Source organism: Novosphingobium sp. THN1, assembly GCF_003454795.1.
Classification (GTDB): Bacteria; Pseudomonadota; Alphaproteobacteria; order Sphingomonadales; family Sphingomonadaceae; genus Novosphingobium.
This window is the reverse complement of record NZ_CP028347.1, coordinates 288,455-305,359: the sequence shown is the minus strand read 5'-3', so window position 1 is coordinate 305,359 and position 16,905 is coordinate 288,455. Positions and strand designations below refer to the sequence as shown.

General features: G+C 63.3%; 20 protein-coding genes and 2 pseudogenes. 16 read left to right on the top strand and 6 right to left on the bottom strand.

All coding sequences use genetic code 11. The features are described 5' to 3' along the window. Positions 1–25: 25 nt before the first annotated feature. The 5 genes from C7W88_RS01555 to pyrE all read right to left on the bottom strand — a co-directional run bounded on the left by C7W88_RS01555 (position 26) and on the right by pyrE (position 3,754). Positions 26–1,087: an AI-2E family transporter gene (locus C7W88_RS01555; RefSeq protein WP_118072254.1), complete on the bottom strand. Its 1,062-nt coding sequence runs from the start codon at positions 1,085–1,087 to the stop codon at positions 26–28. Between the two features lie 5 nt (positions 1,088–1,092). After that, complete coding sequence (gene lepB, locus C7W88_RS01550; RefSeq protein WP_240344756.1) at positions 1,093–1,938, bottom strand: signal peptidase I; 846 nt, start codon at positions 1,936–1,938, stop codon at positions 1,093–1,095. A gap of 61 nt (positions 1,939–1,999) precedes the next feature. Continuing rightward, positions 2,000–2,419: a holo-ACP synthase gene (acpS, locus tag C7W88_RS01545; protein ID WP_118072252.1), complete on the bottom strand. Its 420-nt coding sequence runs from the start codon at positions 2,417–2,419 to the stop codon at positions 2,000–2,002. 10 nt (positions 2,420–2,429) lie between these two features. Continuing rightward, on the bottom strand, positions 2,430–3,173 hold the full coding sequence (locus tag C7W88_RS01540) for a pyridoxine 5'-phosphate synthase (RefSeq protein ID WP_118072251.1): 744 nt from the start codon (positions 3,171–3,173) through the stop codon (positions 2,430–2,432). Then, positions 3,170–3,754, bottom strand: coding sequence for an orotate phosphoribosyltransferase (pyrE, locus tag C7W88_RS01535; RefSeq protein ID WP_118072250.1), 585 nt, complete (start codon positions 3,752–3,754; stop codon positions 3,170–3,172). The genes C7W88_RS01540 and pyrE overlap by 4 nt, the downstream gene beginning before the upstream one ends. Positions 3,755–4,023: 269 nt before the next feature. On the opposite strand from pyrE, the pseudogene coxB reads away from it, so the two are divergent. The 16 genes and pseudogenes from coxB (at position 4,024) to C7W88_RS01460 (ending at position 16,198) form a co-directional block, all read left to right on the top strand. Next, positions 4,024–5,021: pseudogene (coxB, locus tag C7W88_RS01530) on the top strand (cytochrome c oxidase subunit II). 30 nt (positions 5,022–5,051) lie between these two features. After that, positions 5,052–6,743, top strand: coding sequence for a cytochrome c oxidase subunit I (ctaD, locus tag C7W88_RS01525; protein ID WP_118072249.1), 1,692 nt, complete (start codon positions 5,052–5,054; stop codon positions 6,741–6,743). 154 nt (positions 6,744–6,897) lie between these two features. Next, positions 6,898–7,824, top strand: a complete 927-nt coding sequence (locus tag C7W88_RS01520) for a heme o synthase (protein ID WP_118072248.1) — start codon at positions 6,898–6,900, stop codon at positions 7,822–7,824. After that, a complete protein-coding gene (locus C7W88_RS22440) occupies positions 7,824–7,988 on the top strand; it encodes a hypothetical protein (protein WP_162895853.1) in 165 nt (54 codons plus the stop codon). The genes C7W88_RS01520 and C7W88_RS22440 overlap by 1 nt, the downstream gene beginning before the upstream one ends. A gap of 1 nt (position 7,989) precedes the next feature. Continuing rightward, on the top strand, positions 7,990–8,631 hold the full coding sequence (locus C7W88_RS01515) for a cytochrome c oxidase assembly protein (RefSeq protein WP_118072247.1): 642 nt from the start codon (positions 7,990–7,992) through the stop codon (positions 8,629–8,631). Between the two features lie 81 nt (positions 8,632–8,712). Next, entirely contained in the window at positions 8,713–9,534 is an 822-nt protein-coding gene (locus tag C7W88_RS01510) for a cytochrome c oxidase subunit 3 (RefSeq protein ID WP_118072246.1), read from the top strand. Next, the gene (locus C7W88_RS01505; protein ID WP_118072245.1) at positions 9,534–9,917 is read left to right on the top strand and encodes a DUF983 domain-containing protein; all 384 of its coding nucleotides are present in this window, start codon (positions 9,534–9,536) and stop codon (positions 9,915–9,917) included. Before C7W88_RS01510 ends, C7W88_RS01505 begins: the two co-directional genes overlap by 1 nt. Continuing rightward, positions 9,917–10,501 (top strand): SURF1 family protein, encoded by a 585-nt coding sequence (locus tag C7W88_RS01500; protein ID WP_118072244.1) that lies wholly within the window; start codon positions 9,917–9,919, stop codon positions 10,499–10,501. Before C7W88_RS01505 ends, C7W88_RS01500 begins: the two co-directional genes overlap by 1 nt. Before the next feature lie 49 nt (positions 10,502–10,550). Continuing rightward, positions 10,551–11,956 (top strand): annotated as a pseudogene (gene thrC, locus C7W88_RS01495) (threonine synthase). Beyond that, the gene (locus C7W88_RS01490) at positions 11,949–12,833 is read left to right on the top strand and encodes a class I SAM-dependent methyltransferase (protein ID WP_118072242.1); all 885 of its coding nucleotides are present in this window, start codon (positions 11,949–11,951) and stop codon (positions 12,831–12,833) included. Before thrC ends, C7W88_RS01490 begins: the two are co-directional and overlap by 8 nt. Before the next feature lie 53 nt (positions 12,834–12,886). Continuing rightward, positions 12,887–13,261: a dihydroneopterin aldolase gene (locus C7W88_RS01485; RefSeq protein ID WP_118072241.1), complete on the top strand. Its 375-nt coding sequence runs from the start codon at positions 12,887–12,889 to the stop codon at positions 13,259–13,261. Continuing rightward, positions 13,258–14,019: an SDR family oxidoreductase gene (locus C7W88_RS01480; protein ID WP_118072240.1), complete on the top strand. Its 762-nt coding sequence runs from the start codon at positions 13,258–13,260 to the stop codon at positions 14,017–14,019. The genes C7W88_RS01485 and C7W88_RS01480 overlap by 4 nt, the downstream gene beginning before the upstream one ends. After that, a complete protein-coding gene (moaA, locus tag C7W88_RS01475) occupies positions 14,016–15,020 on the top strand; it encodes a GTP 3',8-cyclase MoaA (protein WP_118072239.1) in 1,005 nt (334 codons plus the stop codon). Before C7W88_RS01480 ends, moaA begins: the two co-directional genes overlap by 4 nt. Before the next feature lie 3 nt (positions 15,021–15,023). Continuing rightward, on the top strand, positions 15,024–15,260 hold the full coding sequence (locus tag C7W88_RS01470; protein WP_118072238.1) for a MoaD/ThiS family protein: 237 nt from the start codon (positions 15,024–15,026) through the stop codon (positions 15,258–15,260). After that, positions 15,253–15,699 carry a molybdenum cofactor biosynthesis protein MoaE gene (locus C7W88_RS01465; protein WP_118072237.1) on the top strand — a complete coding sequence of 149 codons (447 nt, stop codon included), beginning with the start codon at positions 15,253–15,255 and terminating at the stop codon, positions 15,697–15,699. The genes C7W88_RS01470 and C7W88_RS01465 overlap by 8 nt, the downstream gene beginning before the upstream one ends. Positions 15,700–15,775: 76 nt before the next feature. Then, on the top strand, positions 15,776–16,198 hold the full coding sequence (locus tag C7W88_RS01460) for a hypothetical protein (protein WP_118072236.1): 423 nt from the start codon (positions 15,776–15,778) through the stop codon (positions 16,196–16,198). A 49-nt stretch (positions 16,199–16,247) separates the two neighbouring features. On the opposite strand, the gene C7W88_RS01455 is transcribed toward C7W88_RS01460, so the two are convergent. After that, positions 16,248–16,817 (bottom strand): hypothetical protein, encoded by a 570-nt coding sequence (locus C7W88_RS01455; protein WP_118072235.1) that lies wholly within the window; start codon positions 16,815–16,817, stop codon positions 16,248–16,250. Positions 16,818–16,905: the final 88 nt, after the last annotated feature.

Here is a 16,905-nt window from a genome sequence, read left to right as displayed (position 1 = left end):
CGTCTCAAATCTCGAGTGGGCGGATTCAGCTATCGACCCGGTTTGCAGAATTGCGTTCGGCTTGGCGTTCAAGCACGATCTTGAGCATGGCCACGATCGGATCTGCCAGCATGAGGCCGAGAATCCCGAACAGCAGCCCGAACATCAACTGTGCGCCAAGCACGAGGGCGGGGGCAAGATCGACTGTCCTCCTGGCCACCATCGGCACGATCACATTCCCGTCGACCGTCTGCACGACGATATAGACGGCGATGCAGAACAGTCCCATCTCGGTCCCGCCGGAAAAGCCGACCATGATCATCAGGGCGCCGGAAATAGGCGCGCCGATGTTGGGCAGGAATGCCAGAAGTCCGGTCAGCAAACCCAGTAGAGCGGCCATCGGAACGCCCCACCACGCGAGCAGGGCCCAGGTGGCCACCCCTTCCACTGTCATCCCGAGCAGGCGGCCAAACAGCAGCATCCGCAGCGATTTGCCCATGCGCAGAGCCGTGGTTTCCCAATGCTCGCGGCTATCCTCCGGCAGCATCCAGGCAAAGCCCCGGCGGTAGAGGTCCGGTTCTAGTACGAAGTAGATCGACAGAATGAGGATCAGGAAGGCCGTGGTGAAGCCGTTCAGGACGCCTCCCAAGGCCCTTGTGACCTGCCCGACGCTGCCGAGAACCTGCCCCGCGATGTTCTGGAGATCGAGGTTCTGCAGGTTGACGCCATGCCCTTCCGCCCAGGCGCTCAACCTGGTGAGCTGCGTCTGGATGACCTGAGGCAATTCAGCGGCCTGCGCTGCGATCTGACCGCCGGCAAAGATCACCACCCACACCAGAAATGCCAGCGTGCCGACCAGAACAATGACGATCCTGAAGCTGCGGGGAAGCTGCGGCACCACCCGCGCGATCAACCGCTGGCCGCCATCGATCATCGCAGCAAAGACAATGCCGCCTATGATGACCATGATCGGCTGCGCCAGCAGCACCGCCAGCGCGAACAACCCGGCGATTCCCAACCAGACAGCGGCTTTCTTTGCCTCTCGGCGCACCAGATTGTCGGTGATGTCGGTCGGGCCGGCCGTTGCGGTGGCTTCGCATTCATCCATTTGCTTCACCGCTTGTCTGGGCCGTCCGTCACCAAGGGTTGTCGACGGATTTCCGGCCGCAGTCTGGTCCAGGCGCGATCTTTGCGCAAGGCGGACCACCAGGTCCACGGGTTCCAGCCTTCGCTGCCGTCGAGCGAAAAGGTAACGAACTCGGCGCGACCGCCGACATTGGCCAGCGGCACCGGTCCACCAAGACCACGTTCTTCGATCGGGGCGCGGCTGTCGGCCGAATGATCGCGGTTGTCGCCCATCAGGAAGACATGTCCCGGCGGAACCAGCGTTTCCTGATAGTTGTCGAGCACTTGGTCCATGTGGTCGATGATCACATAGCTGGCCCCGTTGGGCAGGGTCTCCCGGAAGGCCGGCAGCTCGAACACTTCGCGGCCGTCATCCAGACGGGTCCGGTAGCGCTCGAACATGTCGTAGCAGGGGGCACCGTCGCATGACAGCTGCGGGTCGGCAGGGATCTGCACTGGCGGCTCTGCTTGCTGCGGCACGAGTTTGCCGTTCAGGATGATCTGTCCGTGGATCACTGCGATCCGGTCGCCGGGAAGAGCCACCACCCGCTTGATGTAGTCTTCGTCCCTGTCGGGTGGCACGGCAATCACGATGTCGCCGTATTCCGGGGTCCTGGGCAGCAAGCGCTCCGACCCCCGAGGCAAGATGTGGAAGGATGCCGAAACCCAGGACCAGCCATAGGGGTATTTGGCAACGATCAGCCGGTCGCCCACCAGAAGGTTGGGCATCATCGAGATCGAGGGAATGTAGAACGGTTTGGCAATGAGGCTGTGAAACGTCACGACCGCCAGCAGCATCAGTAAAAGACCGCGGATTTCTGCCCACCAATCCACGCCACCGGGGGCGGTGGTGGTGGCGAAAGGTCTTGCTGCGGCTGGTCGGAAGTTTCGGCGGTCAAACTGTGGACTTTTCTGCCAGGGGGCGGGCCTCGATGACCACGAAGGCCTGAGCCCACGGGTGGTCGTCGGTCAAGGTGAGGTGAACTATCGCCTCGTAACCCTTGGGCGTTATTGCGGCAAGGCGAGCTGCAGCCCCGCCTGTCAACGCAAGCGTCGGCGCACCCGACTTCGCGTTGACGACTCCGATGTCCTTCATGAACACCCCGGCCTTGAAACCGGTCCCGACGGCTTTGGAAAACGCTTCCTTCGCGGCAAAGCGCTTGGCCAGCGTGCCAGCAACCGTGAGCGGGCGCCGTGCGGCCTTGGCTTTCTCGACTTCGGTGAACACGCGGTCGATGAAGCGGTCGCCAAACCGCTCGATCGAGTTCCGGATCCGCTCGATATTACAGAGATCCGAGCCCATGCCGATGATCATGGTGCGGCCGTTACCGCGCTTCGTCCATCAGGTCGCGCATGCGGCGCACCGCTGCCTCGAGTCCGACGAAGATGGCTTCCCCTATCAGGTAGTGCCCGATGTTCAGCTCGGCCAGTTGCGGGATTGCGGCGATCGGCTGGACATTGTCATAGGTCAGCCCATGCCCCGCGTGGGGCTCGATGCCATTGCGTGCCGCAAGTGCCGCCATGTCCGAGATCCGCTTGAGCTCGACCGCGCGTGCCTCACCTTCGGCGTGCGCATATTCACCGGTGTGGAGCTCCACCACTGGCGCTCCAAGCTTCATGGCGGCTTCAATCTGCCGAGCCTCGGGGGCGATGAACAGGCTCACACGAATACCCGCATCGGCAAGGCGGGAGACGATCGGCGCCAGTCGATTGTGCTGGCCTGCTGCATCGAGCCCGCCTTCAGTCGTGCGCTCTTCGCGCCGTTCGGGCACGATGCATGCCGCATGCGGCCTGTGACGCAATGCAATCTCCAGCATCTCGTCCGTCGCGGCCATTTCAAGGTTCAGCGGCAGGTTGGTTGCCGACTGGATGCGCGCGATGTCCTCGTCGCGGATGTGGCGGCGGTCCTCCCGCAGGTGCGCAGTGATACCGTCACCCCCCACACTGGCCACGACTTCTGCCGCGCGCACCGGGTCTGGATGATGGCCGCCGCGCGCGTTTCGGATTGTGGCGACGTGATCGATATTCACGCCTAGGCGAAGGCGGGCAGGGGCGAGGATGCTGTTCACGGCTTGGCACGGCTCCCGGGCTTCACGGCTTCCGTCGCGGCAAGTTCCGGTGGCAGTTCGTCGGGCGCATAAGTCGGGAAGTTCAACGCGACGAGCGGAAAGAAAGGTACGCCAAGATCGGCGCTGCCCGCGGATCGATCGACGAGAGCTGCAGCGGCAATGACCTGTCCGCCGGCTTCCTCGATCGCCTTGATGGCCTCGCGACTTGATAGGCCGGTGGTCACCACGTCTTCGACCATCAGCACCTTTTCGCCTGGGTTGAGCGAGAACCCGCGGCGCAGTTCGAAGGTGCCGGTCGGCCGCTCGACAAACATCGCTTCCACGCCGAGTGCACGCCCCATCTCATGGCCGATGATAACGCCGCCCATGGCCGGCGACACCACCTTCTGGATTTGCTGGCGCAATTCGCGCGGAATCTTCTGGGCAGTGGCCATTGCAAGACGCGAGGCCCGCATCGGGTCCATGAGGACGCGCGCACATTGAAGATAATGTGCGCTGTGCCGCCCCGAAGACAGCAGGAAGTGTCCTTCGAGCAAGGCCTGGCTGGCGCGGAATTCGGAAAGGATCTCGTCTTCGAGCATCGTTCTGCCTGGAATACTGCTGCAACGCCTCGCAAATGGCCCTTGCCTGCGCCGGGAGCAACCCTTTTCGAACACCCCTGTAACAGACTGTTTCGCCATTGCCCGAATGGCCATGACAGCCTCATGAAAAATATGCGCGCTGGCGCTTGAGGCTTGGGACAACCGCGCGTATAGGCCGGTCCGATCGAGGGACTTAGAGGAGGTGCGCAAGCGCCTCCTTGATGCAGCGCAACAAGCGCGCAAACAGGGAAAAAGCGGAAACTTTGACGATGAGTCTTGCCGATACCGCCCGTTCCATGGGCAAAGCTTTCCGGACCTTTGGCGTCGCTGCCGCGCTGACTTTCGGGACACAGGCCATGGCTGCAGCGCCTGCTGCGCCAGTTGCAGCTGAAGCTGCAGCTCCGGTCGCCGCTGCACCGGCTGCTGCCGCCAGCGACTCGGCTGCGCCTGCAGTTGCCGCCGAAGCCGCTCCGGTCGACAAGGGCTACTACACCCCATGAAGCCGACGGCCGGAAAGGGCCAGCCGGTCGACAAGGGATGGACCTTCCAGGACCAGTATTCGCCGATCGGCGAGGAAGGCCTCTGGATGCACGACGTGATCCTCATGCCGATCATCGTCGCCATTTCGATCCTCGTGCTGGTGCTGCTGCTGGTCGTCATGGCCAAGTTCAACAAGCGCGCCAATCCGGTCGCTTCCAAGACCAGCCACAATACGCTGATCGAAGTGATCTGGACGCTGGTTCCGGTTCTCATCCTGGTCGTGATCGCGGTTCCGTCGATCCGCCTTCTTGCTCACCAGTACGATCCGGCACCCAAGGGTGCGCTGACCGTAAAGGTGACCGGCTACCAGTGGTACTGGGGTTACACCTATCCCGACAACGGCGGCTTCGAAGTCATTTCGAACATGCTGTCGGAAGAAGATGCTCTAAAGGCAGGTGAGCCTGGTCACCTCGCGGTCGATAACCGCATGGTCGTTCCGGCGGGTGAGCCGATCCGCATCCAGACCATCGGTTCGGACGTGATCCACGCCTTTGCCGTGCCGTCGCTGTGGTTCAAGCTCGACGCTGTACCGGGCCGCATCAACGAGAAGGTTCTCTTCATCAAGGAGCCGGGCGTTTACTACGGCCAGTGCTCCGAGCTGTGCGGCGCCCGCCACGGCTATATGCCGATCGCGGTGGAAGCCCTGCCGCGCGACAAGTTCGAGGCATGGGTGAAGACCCAGCCCGGCGGCACCGTGGGAGCAGCTCCAGCTGCTCCTGCCGCCTGACGCGATGTTCATGCACAAGGTTTGACCGAGATGGCCACCATTCCAGCAAACGAAGGTTTCGATGCGCATCACGATGCGCACGACCACGATCATGACCACAAGCCGGGCTTCTTTGCTCGCTGGTTCATGTCCACCAACCACAAGGACATCGGTACGCTCTACCTGATCTTCGCAATCTTTGCGGGGATCATCGGTGGTGCGGTGTCGGGCATCATGCGCGCCGAACTGGCCGAGCCGGGCATCCAGTACCTTGGCTGGTGGACCAACTTCCTCGGTGGCAACGCTGCCGATTTCAACGCCACGCTGCACATGTGGAACGTGCTGATCACGGCTCACGGCCTGATCATGGTGTTCTTCATGGTCATGCCGGCAATCATCGGCGGCTTCGGCAACTGGTTCGTTCCGATCATGATCGGCGCGCCGGACATGGCCTTCCCGCGCATGAACAACGTGTCGTTCTGGTTGACCTTCGTGGGCTTCTGCTCGCTCATGTTCTCGGCTTTCGTGCCGGGTGGCACGGGCATGGGCGCCGGCACCGGCTGGACGGTCTATGCACCGCTTTCCACCTCGGGTTCGGTCGGTCCTGCGGTCGACTTCGCGATCTTCTCGCTGCACCTCTCGGGTGCCGGCTCGATCCTGGGTGCGGTCAACTTCATCACCACCATCTTCAACATGCGTGCGCCGGGCATGACCCTGCACAAGATGCCGCTGTTCGTGTGGTCGGTGCTGGTCACCGCGTTCCTGCTGCTGCTGGCGCTTCCGGTTCTGGCCGCCGCCATCACCATGCTGCTGACCGACCGCAACTTCGGCACGACCTTCTTCGATCCTGCCGGCGGTGGTGATCCGGTTCTCTACCAGCACCTGTTCTGGTTCTTCGGTCACCCCGAAGTGTACATCATGATCCTGCCGGGCTTCGGCATCATCAGCCAGATCATCTCGACCTTCTCGAAGAAGCCGGTGTTCGGCTACCTCGGCATGGCCTACGCCATGGTTGCGATCGGCGTCGTCGGCTTCATCGTGTGGGCGCACCACATGTACACCACCGGCCTCGACGTGAACACGAAGATGTACTTCACCGCAGCGACCATGGTCATCGCGGTTCCGACCGGCATCAAGATCTTCTCGTGGATCGCAACGATGTGGGGTGGCAGCCTCGAGTTCAAGTCGCCGATGGTCTGGGCGCTGGGCTTCATCTTCCTGTTCACCGTGGGCGGCGTCACCGGCGTTGTTCTGGCGAACGGTGGCGTGGACGACAACCTGCACGACACTTACTACGTCGTCGCGCACTTCCACTACGTTCTGTCGCTGGGTGCGGTGACCTCGCTCTTTGCCGGGTTCTACTACTGGTTCCCGAAGATGAGCGGTCGCATGCACTCCGAGTTCCTGAGCCACCTGCAGTTCTGGGTCTTCTTCGTCGGCGTGAACCTGATCTTCTTCCCGATGCACTTCCTCGGGGTCCAGGGCATGCCGCGTCGTTATCCTGACTACGCACTGGCCTACTCGTACTGGAACAAGATCGCTTCGATCGGCTACGTCATCATGGCCGTCTCGATCGTGATCTTCTTCATCAACATCCTCTACGCATTCCTTGCCGGCAAGAAGGCTGAAGCCAACTACTGGGGTGAAGGTGCGACGACGCTGGAGTGGACCCTGTCCTCACCCCCGCCGTTCCACCAGTTCGAAACCCTGCCGGTGATCGACGACGCCGCTCACGCACACTGAGCACGTCGTCGGCCCAAGGGCTGAAACAGAAGGGGCCTCCGGAGCAATCCGGGGGCCCTTTTTCTTTCAGTATCAAGCACACCAAACCTGCCCCAACGCCTCGTCCCGTTTCGCTTTCCATGAACGTCAGGTGCGCGTATAGGCGCGGCCAATCATGGATTCTGCAACACCCCTCGGCTCGACCGTAGCCCTGCCCGCGGAGTGGCGCGATTTCTTCGCGCTGACCAAGCCGCGCGTGATGACGCTGGTCATCTTCAGCGGCCTGTGCGGCCTCCTCGCAGCGCCCGGCGAGATCCATCCAATCCTCGCCTTCACTGCAATCCTGTGCATTGCTGTCGGTGCTGGCGGCGCCGCGGCGCTCAACATGTGGTGGGAAGCCGATATCGACGCAGGCATGAAGCGCACGTCGAAGCGCCCGCTGCCGTCGGGCCGCATGGACCCGACCTCGGCGCGTGATTTCGGCTTTGCGCTGTCGGGCGGGTCCGTCGTGATCATGGGGCTGGGCGTGAACTGGCTTGCGGCCGCAATCCTTGCCTTCTCGATCTTCTACTACGCCTGGATCTACACCGTCTGGCTCAAGCCGCGCACGCCGCAGAACATCGTGATCGGTGGCGGGGCAGGGGCGTTCCCGCCGCTGATCGGCTGGGTGGCGGTGACCGGCAACATCACGCTGATGCCGGTGCTGCTGTTCCTGATCATCTTCATGTGGACTCCGCCGCACTTCTGGGCACTCGCCCTGTTTGTGCAGATCGATTACGCGAAGGTCGGCATCCCGATGATGCCGGTCGTCGCAGGCGAGAAGTCGACCCGTCGTCAGATACTGATCTATGCCCTGCTGCTCCTGCCGGTCACGCTCGCGCCGTGGTGGATCGGTGGTACCGGCTGGGTTTATGGAGTTTCGGCGCTCGTCCTTGGCCTTATCTTCGTTGCGCTTTCGATCAAGGTCGGGCTGCGCGAGTCGGAGCCTGATGACAAGATGAAGCCCGAGAAGCGGCTGTTCGCCTATTCGGTCCTCTACCTTTTCGTCCTTTTCGGCATGCTGGCGGGGGACCGGCTTGCCACAGTGCAAGGCTGGCAATGATGAACGACCCCAAGCAGAATACGCACCTCGGCAAGGAAGAGACCGCGCTCTATCGCGCGCGCCAGCGCAGCCGAAACAAGGTGCTCGGCATCGTGCTCGGATCGCTCGCCGTGCTGTTCTTCGCGATTTCGATCGTGAAGATTGCTGCACAAGTGAACCACTGACATGGCTGGCGCAGTCGTTCCAGACCCGCGCAAGAACCGTAATGTCGGCCTGATGGCTGCTGGTGCTGCCCTGGCGATGCTCGGGCTCGGCTATGCGTCGGTTCCGCTTTACCGGCTGTTCTGTCAGGTCACCGGTTACGGAGGCACCACGCAGCGGGCGGATTCGGAGAAATTGGCCGGCGTGAAGGTCGCTGCCAAGATGATCCGCGTCCGCTTCGATGCCAACACCGCGCCGGGCATGCCGTGGATGTTCAAGCCGCAGCAGGTGACGCAGGATCTGCGCATTGGCGAGCGCAAGATCGCGACGTTCGAGGCCCGGAATCTCTCGGATCGCCCGATTACCGGGACCGCGATCTTCAACGTCTCGCCCGAGCAGGCCGGCAAGTATTTCAACAAGATCCAGTGCTTCTGCTTCACCGAGCAGAAGCTCATGCCGGGTCAGGACGTACGCATGCCGGTCATCTACTATGTGGATCCGGCGATTCTCGACGATCCCGGCGCCAGCAACATCGAGGAGATCACGTTGAGCTATACGTTCAACGAGACTCCCGAAAGTGCGGCGCAGGCCGGCAATTCTGCCGGGACAAAGCCTCTTGCCTCATTGGCAGAAAAGCCTCTGGACCGCGCGCAAGCACGGCGATAAAGGCGCAACTGAACTGCGCCCGGAGTGTTCTGCTTCGGGCCTGCCATTACGACCAGATTTGACTGGGGGATTTCGACGATCATGGCCGGCGCAAAGAACCACGATTATCACATTCTGCCGCCCGACGTGTGGCCCTTCATCGCTGCTATCTCGGCGCTGACCATGACGACCGGCGGCGTGTTCTACATGCACAAGATGGCTGGCGGCCACGCCATCTTTTTCGCAGGGCTCTTGGGCGTGATCGTCACGTTCTTCTCGTGGTTCGGCAAGATCGTCAAGGAAGCGCACGCCGGTGACCATACCCCGGTCGTGCAGCTCCACCAGCGCTACGGCATGATCCTGTTCATCGCTTCGGAAGTGATGTTCTTCGTCGGCTGGTTCTGGGCCTTCTTCGACTTCTCGCTGTTCCCTTCGACGCTTGCTGAAGTCGTCGGTGGGCAGTGGCCTCCCAAGGCGATCGAAGCGGTGATGGATCCGTTCGACCTGCCGCTGCTCAACACTCTGATCCTGCTGTGCTCTGGCACCACGCTGACCTGGGCGCACCATGCCCTGATCCACGGTGACCGTGACGGCCTCAAGAAGGGGCTGTGGGCAACGATCATCCTCGGCGTCGTGTTCTCGATGATCCAGGCATACGAGTATGCCCACGCGCCATTCGCCTTCGGCACCAACACCTACGGTTCGGCCTTCTACATGGCCACCGGCTTCCACGGCTTCCACGTGATCGTCGGCACGATCTTCCTGATCGTCTGCCTGGTCCGCGCCTACAAGGGCCACTTCACCCCGCGTCAGCACTTCGGTTTCGAAGCTGCCGCATGGTACTGGCACTTCGTTGACGTGGTGTGGCTGTTCCTGTTCGTCGCCATCTACGTGTGGGGCGGCTGGGGCTACAAGATCCACTGATGCCGTCTGGCGACAGCCCCAAGGGCGATCGCAGCACGAAGGGGCAGCCGGGGATCACCCAGGCTGCCCTTTTCGGTTTGTGCCCGCGTTGTGGTGCAAAAGGGCTGTGGTCTGGCTTCGCGGCGCTGGCAGAGCGTTGCCAGGCGTGCGGTCTTGAATTCGAACGCCACGAGCCGCGTGGGCGAGAAATGTATCTCGTCGTCCTACCCGTCACGATCCTGCTGGTTCTTGCCGCGCTCAAGCTGGATGACTTCGTGCAGTTGCCGATCTGGGCGCTGATCGGACTGTGGGGAGCGCTGGTGCCAACGGTCGTGACCGTCACCCTGCGCTACGCCAAGGCGACCGTGCTGATGGCGCGACTCGAAAAGGAAGGTTCCCTCTGATGCGGCGCGTGCCGATCGTCCCTACCGTGATCGTGATTGCTGCTGTCCTGACGATGGTCGGGCTTGGGGTCTGGCAGCTTGAGCGCCTGCAATGGAAGCAGAGCCTTTTGGCGCACTACGTGGCGGCCATGGCAAATCCGGCGGCAGTGCCCTTCCCATCAGCCAATCCGCAGGAGACCGAGGCTGTTCTGTTCCGGCGGTCGAGTGTGAATTGCCGCTTCACTTCGAATTGGAACTCCATCTCCGGACGAAACGGCAATGATCAGGCGGGCTATGTCCATGTCGTGCTCTGCGGGATCGGCGGGAACAAGACCGCTTACGTTCAGGCGGGCTGGACCCAAGGTCCCCAACATCCCGAATGGAAAGGCGGCGAGGTAAGTGGCCTGATCGCGCCCTACATGGATGGAAGCGCTCGCCTCATTGCCGATCCGGCGGCTCCCGGTTTCGAGGCCAGTGCAAAGCCCAATCCCAGCGACATCCCCAACAACCACCTCGCCTACGCCGTCCAGTGGTTCTTCTTCGCCCTCGTCGCCTTGGTGATCTATGGCCTGGCTCTGCGCAAGCGATGGCGCGAGCGGGGCTGACTCCTCAATCCTTGCCCTTTGCGCCCTTGGCCGCTAACCGCGCAAACCCATGAAGTACGTCAGCACCCGGGGCAGGCACCCTCGCTCGATTTTCAGGGCGTCACGCTCGCAGGCCTCGCTTCGGATGGCGGGCTCTACGTGCCCGAAACCTGGCCGCAGTTCAGCGCGGACGAGATCGCCGCCATGGCCGGGCTGCCCTACGCCAAACTGGCGCAGACGATCATGCAGCCCTTCGTCGGCGATTGCCTGACGCCGGAGCGCCTGCTCCAACTGTGCGAGCAGGCCTATGGTCGCTTCGCCCACGCTGCCGTCGTGCCATTGAAGCAGCTCGACGAGACGCAGTGGGTGCTCGAACTGTTCCACGGCCCCACGCTGGCGTTCAAGGACGTCGCGCTGCAGCTCCTCGGCCTGCTGTTCGAGGAATTCCTCGCCCGCGGTGACGAGCACATCACCATTGTCGGCGCCACCTCGGGCGATACCGGCTCTGCCGCCATTGACGCGGTGGCAGGTCGTGCCAAGGTCGACATCTTCATGCTCCACCCGCATGGCCGCGTGTCCGATGTACAGCGTCGCCAGATGACCACGGTCATCGCCCCCAACGTCCACAACATCGCCATCGACGGCAGCTTCGACGACGCGCAAGCGATGGTGAAGCGCATGTTCAACGATGCCGCGATGACCAGCCGCTTCGGCATCGCCGCCGTGAACTCGATCAACTGGGCGCGGCTGATGGCGCAGGTGGTCTACTACTTCTACGCAGCGCTCCAGCTTGGCGCGCCGCAGCGCAAGGTCGCGTTCTCGGTTCCGACCGGCAACTTCGGCGACGTGTTCGCTGGCTATGTTGCGGCGAAGATGGGCCTGCCGATCGAGCGCCTGATCGTGGCCACCAACGTCAACGACATCCTCCACCGTGCGCTGTCGAACGGCGACTATTCTGCCAGCACCGTTACCCCAACCGCTGCCCCGTCGATGGACATCCAGGTCTCGTCGAACTTCGAACGCCTGCTGTTCGACGGCTGCGGTCGCGACGGCGCCGCGCTCGCCGGTCAGATGAAGCATTTTGAAGCGACCAAGGCGATGCAGCTGACCAACGCGCAGCGCGAATCGGCGGCCGAGCTGTTCACCTCCGAGCGCGCCGACGCCGGGCAGATGGCCAACGCCATGCGCTGGGCCTATGAGGCTTGCGGCGAGGTGCTGGACCCGCACACCGCGATCGGCCTCCACGCCGCCCGCGTTGCCGAGGGAATCCCCGCCGGCGTCCCCATCGTCACGCTCGCCACCGCGCACCCGGCCAAGTTCGTGGACGCGGTAGAGCGTGCCACCGGCGTTCGTCCCGGCCTGCCTTCTCGCGTGGGTGACCTGTTCGAGCGTGAGGAGCGCTATGATCGCCTGCCCGGCGAGTATGACGCTGTCGCCGCCTACGTCGCCGAGCGCGCGACGCTCAAGCATGGCTGATCTCGATCTCCAGTCAAAGCTGATGGTCGGCGAGGGCTGGGCGGACTTCGCCCTGCTCGATTCCGGCCACGGTCGTAAGCTGGAGCAATATGGCCCGCACCGCTTCATCCGTCCTGAACCGCAGGCGATGTGGACGCCGCGCACTTCGGACTGGCGCGCCGACGCCGAGTTCGTCCCCGGCTCCGACGAGGACGGCGGCGGCCGCTGGCAGTTTGACCGCCCGGTCCCGCGCGAGGGCTGGGTGCTCGGCTGGAACGACGTCCGCTTCACTGCCTCCTGCACGCCGTTCCGCCATCTCGGCTTCTTCCCGGACATGGCCCCGGTGTGGGACTGGATGGGCGAGCGTCTTGCCGGCAAGCCTGACGCGCAGACTTTGAACCTTTTCGGCTACACCGGCGTCGGCACGCTGGCGCTGTCCGAGTACGGCCCGGTCACCCACGTCGACGCCTCGAAAAAGTCCGTCGCCCAGGCCCGCGCCAATGCACAATTGTCAGGCATGGCCGAACGCCCGGTCCGCTGGATCATTGATGACGCTGCCAAGTTCACCGCCCGCGAAGTCCGCCGCGGTCGCCGTTACGATGGCATCATCCTTGATCCACCCAAGTTCGGCCGTGGCCCTGATGGCGAAGTCTGGCGGCTTGAGGAGAGCCTTCCCGGCCTGATTGCCGATTGCGCGCAACTGCTCGACGCCGACAGCCGTTTCCTGTTCCTCACGGTCTACGCCGTGCGCATGTCTTCCCTCGCCATCGCCGGTCTGCTGGCCGAAGCGCTCAAGGACCTGCCCGGGACGATCGAGCACGGCGACCTGTGCATCCGCGAACAGGGCGAAGGCGGGCGGCACTTGCCGACAGCTATATTCGCCCGCTGGAAAACCTGAATCCCACCCGGCGCAATGGACTCACATCCACGCCGGTGCCAAAGAGCCCACCCATGTCCGATAGCCTGATCCTCGAAGTCGCCAATCTCGAAACCGATGTCCTCACCGGGATCTATTCGGAAGAGACCGGCCGTCCGCAGCCGCTGCGCATCACCATGCGCGTCGGGCTCAGGCATCAGGATCGCTACACCGCCGATTGCCCGCTTGCCGCGAGCAAGAACTACATGGACCTCAAGTTCGCGGCCACCGAAGGCTTGCCCAAGGGGGTGCATTTCAAGCTGATCGAAGCCGTGGCAGACCACATCATCGAAACGCTGATGTTGCAGGATGACCGGGTTCAGTGGGTGGAAGTGAAGATCGTGAAGCTGGCGATCAGCGAGAACGGCGAGGAAATCGGGATCACGCTGAAGCGCGAGCGCAAGGCTTGAGCCAGCGCCCCCTCGCGCTTGTCACCGGCGGATGGCGCCGGATCGGCGGCGCGATTGCCCGCAAGCTCGCGGGCGAGGGCTGGGATCTGGCGCTCCACGCCCACCGGCCTTCCACGTTTGACAATGAGTTCAAAGCCCAGCTTGAATGGCTTGGTGCTGCGGTCCACCCCATTTCGGGGGACCTCGAAGATCCGGCCTATCCGCCCAGCCTCTTGGCCGATGTCACCGCGCTTGCCGGTCGCTCACCGGACCTTCTGGTCAACTGCGCTTCGCTGTTCCACGATGATCGCGCGGAGACGATCACCTCCGAAGCGCTTGAACAGCATTTCCGGGTGAACCTGTTCGCCCCTCTTCTGCTGACCCGCGCCTTTGCCGAGGCCTTGGGTGAGCGGGATGGTTCGGTGGTCAACATTCTTGACCAGCGCGTGCTCAATCCCGTGCCGGACCAGATCAGCTACACACTGTCAAAGCAGGCGCTCCACGCCTCGGTCCGGACCATGGCCCGCGCCATGGCGCCGAAGGTGCGAGTCAACGGCGTTGCGCCGGGCCTGATTCTGCCGACCGCGGATTACGATGCCGAACAATGGCGGCGGCTCGAGGACATCATGCCCTTGAAGCGGCTGCCCGGCGCTGATGAAATCGCCGATGCCGTGCACTACCTGGCCAGTGCCAAATCGGTCACCGGACAGACTTTGTTCGTCGATGCTGGCGCAGCCCTTGAATCTTACGCGCGCGACTTCGTATATCTCGAGAAGTGAGCAGCCAAGCGCCTTTGATTGATCGGTTCGCCCGCCGGATCACCTACCTTCGCCTTTCGGTGACTGACCGCTGTGATCTGCGCTGCGCCTACTGCATGCCCGAGCGCATGGAGTTCCTGCCCAAGGCCCAAGTCCTCAGCCTCGAAGAGCTGCACCGTCTCTCGCTCCACTTCATCGCCCGCGGCGTCCGCAAGATTCGGCTGACCGGGGGCGAGCCGCTGGTCCGCCGCGACATGATGGAACTGGTTCGCGCGCTGGGCCGCAAGCTCGGTGACGGACTTGACGAACTCACCCTTACCACAAACGGCACCCGGCTGACGGAATACGCCGACGAGCTCGCCGCTGCCGGCGTAAAGCGCATCAACGTCTCGCTCGACACGCTGGATCGTGAGGCATTTGCCAGGCTCTCCCGCCGCGACATGCTGCCGCAGGTGCTCGAAGGCATCGCCGCCGCAAAGGAGGCCGGGCTCAAGGTCAAGATCAACGCCGTCGCGCTCAAGGACATCAACGAGGCCGAGATTTCCTCGTTGATCGAATGGGCGCACAGTGCCGGGCACGACATGACCCTGATCGAAGTCATGCCGCTGGGTGAGGTCGAGGGCGATCGCTTCGATCACTATCTTCCGCTCGATGCCGTTCGCCGCGATCTGGAGAAGCGCTGGACCCTGACTGACAGCGATGCGCGTTCAGGCGGTCCCGCCCGCTATGTCGACATTGCCGAGACCGGCGGCCGGCTGGGCTTCATCACGCCTCTGACCGGAAACTTCTGCGCCGGGTGCAACCGGGTTCGGGTTACCGCCACCGGCCAGCTCTACATGTGCCTCGGCGGCGAAGGGCGCGTGGACCTGCGCGCCGCGCTGCGCTCCGATGACCCCGACGGTGCGCTGTCCGAATGCTTCGCCCGCGCCATGGGTGAAAAGCAGGAACGTCATTCCTTCGTGATCGACAAGCCGGGCAGCGCGCCTGCAGTGTCGCGTCACATGTCCACGACCGGCGGCTGAGCCATGGCAAAGCTGGTGTTCATGGGGCGGCTCGAAGACGTGGCCGGTGCGGCGGAGCTGCCGGTTGAGCCAGGTCCTGTCGAACAGGTCCTTGCCAGGCTTGACCCTGCACTCGCCGTCCAGTTGCTGGGCGAGAAAATCCGCATGGCGCTCAATGGTCGTCTCCTCACCGATGTCGGCGGCGTTGTCCTTGGCCAAGGTGACGAACTCGCCTTCCTCCCGCCGGTGAGCGGTGGCTGACGTTCGCCTCTCGCTGGAGGCGTTCGATCCGGCCGCCGAGATCGCGGCGTTCAATGCGCAGCACCCAAACGCGGGCGGCATTGTCACCTTTCTCGGCCAGGTCCGCGATTCGGGTGGCGTCGAGGCGCTCGAACTCCAGCACTACGAGCCGATGACTCTCCCCGGAATGGAAGAGCTGGCCCGCGTAACCGAAAGACGTTGGCCTGTCGAAGGCCTGCTGATCCTTCACCGCAGCGGCGTGATGCATCCCGGCGATGCCATCGTCCTCGTCTGTGCCGCCGCCCGTCATCGCCGCGACGCTTTCGCGGCGGCCGACTTTGCCATGGACCACCTCAAGAGCGAATCGTGGTTCTGGAAACGCGAAAAGACAGCTTCGGGCTGGCGCTGGATCGAACCCCGCCCGGAGGACCACGAAGACATTTCCCGTTGGCGCATTTGACCAGCGCCATTTGATTCCCGTCAAGGAATAGCGGTCGCGACGGGTGCATGAAGGCTCCAGCAAAAGGAGCCAGTCCATGAGCATGCACATCGCCGCAGACCGGATCGAGCATGTCGCCGACATCGTCGCGCAGCCGCACCATACCACCGTCGATCGCAACTTCGGCCTGCCAGGCGGGCTCTATGCCGTCTCGGCCGCCGGCTATCTCGCATTCATTACGATGATGGCCTCGATCTTCGGCAACGGTGAACTCGCCATCCCGATGACGATATTCGTGCTGTTCATCGGCTGTGCTTTCGGCATCCCCGCAGCTTGGACCAAACTCGGCGCGGACCGGCACCCGGACGCGCTTGGCTGGTACGATTTCCGCCGCAAAGGCATCCAGACCCTTTCGGGCAAGCTTGATGCCGGCTCGGCCATGGCGCAGGTGCTCATCCTGCCAGTGTTGATCGCGGTGTGGGGTCTGGTCATCGCCGTGATTGTCGCGACCGTCCGCTGAAACAGCGAATCCCCCGAAGGGCGCTGCGCCTCTGCGCGGCGCCCTTTTTCTATCCGGCGAGTTGCGAAAGCAGCGAATCGATCACTGCAGTCTCGCTCGCCACCAGCGCCTCCACCTCGCCGCGCGCCTCGCGGACGGCCTTGAGGTCCGCGTCGGACCCGTCCACCGCCCGGTTGCCTGCCTCTGTCTCCAGCCGGTCAAGATCGGCAAGCGGCAGTCCCGCCCGTGCCCGCGCCGATTCCAGCTGCGCCACTGCCAGCGATGCCACCGACCAGTTCTCTGTGCCCTTCGCTGCGCCGCGTGCCGCGCTGACAGCGCGAGTGGCCGACGCCCGGCCACCCTCGAAGGCGGAATGTGCGTTGCGCGCTTGCGCTGTCAGGTCCGCCAGCCGCTTGGCCATGCCTTCGGACATGATAGCCGGAGCGGGCGGAGCAGGCGGCGTAGCCTGCGCAGTGCGATAGGCGTCCTCCGCGGGTCTGCGGGCGAGCGAGGGAAACTTGTCGCGGTCGGCGCATCCGCCCAGCAGCATTGCGGCGCCAAGCGCGGCAATAACGGCAGTACGCGGGGCTGCAGTGCGGGGGGCGATCAAGGTCTTGTGGCGGGCCATGAACGTCGCCATAGCATGGACACGTGCGCTCGCCAGCCTTGCTTGGCGACTGCGCGCCAAGTGGCCGGATTTTGGGCGCGAAGCTGTCAGGCTCCATTGA

Coding starts and splice junctions, on each gene's coding strand:
- C7W88_RS01555 (WP_118072254.1), bottom strand. CDS start 1,087: ATGGATGAATGCGAAGCCACCGCAACGGCCGGCCCGACCGACATCACC.
- C7W88_RS01485 (WP_118072241.1), top strand. CDS start 12,887: ATGTCCGATAGCCTGATCCTCGAAGTCGCCAATCTCGAAACCGATGTC.
- C7W88_RS01455 (WP_118072235.1), bottom strand. CDS start 16,817: ATGGCGACGTTCATGGCCCGCCACAAGACCTTGATCGCCCCCCGCACT.
- C7W88_RS01460 (WP_118072236.1), top strand. CDS start 15,776: ATGAGCATGCACATCGCCGCAGACCGGATCGAGCATGTCGCCGACATC.
- C7W88_RS01515 (WP_118072247.1), top strand. CDS start 7,990: ATGGCTGGCGCAGTCGTTCCAGACCCGCGCAAGAACCGTAATGTCGGC.
- C7W88_RS01520 (WP_118072248.1), top strand. CDS start 6,898: ATGGATTCTGCAACACCCCTCGGCTCGACCGTAGCCCTGCCCGCGGAG.
- C7W88_RS01500 (WP_118072244.1), top strand. CDS start 9,917: ATGCGGCGCGTGCCGATCGTCCCTACCGTGATCGTGATTGCTGCTGTC.
- C7W88_RS22440 (WP_162895853.1), top strand. CDS start 7,824: ATGAACGACCCCAAGCAGAATACGCACCTCGGCAAGGAAGAGACCGCG.
- acpS (WP_118072252.1), bottom strand. CDS start 2,419: ATGATCATCGGCATGGGCTCGGATCTCTGTAATATCGAGCGGATCCGG.
- pyrE (WP_118072250.1), bottom strand. CDS start 3,754: ATGCTCGAAGACGAGATCCTTTCCGAATTCCGCGCCAGCCAGGCCTTG.
- C7W88_RS01470 (WP_118072238.1), top strand. CDS start 15,024: ATGGCAAAGCTGGTGTTCATGGGGCGGCTCGAAGACGTGGCCGGTGCG.
- C7W88_RS01490 (WP_118072242.1), top strand. CDS start 11,949: ATGGCTGATCTCGATCTCCAGTCAAAGCTGATGGTCGGCGAGGGCTGG.
- ctaD (WP_118072249.1), top strand. CDS start 5,052: ATGGCCACCATTCCAGCAAACGAAGGTTTCGATGCGCATCACGATGCG.
- C7W88_RS01510 (WP_118072246.1), top strand. CDS start 8,713: ATGGCCGGCGCAAAGAACCACGATTATCACATTCTGCCGCCCGACGTG.
- C7W88_RS01505 (WP_118072245.1), top strand. CDS start 9,534: ATGCCGTCTGGCGACAGCCCCAAGGGCGATCGCAGCACGAAGGGGCAG.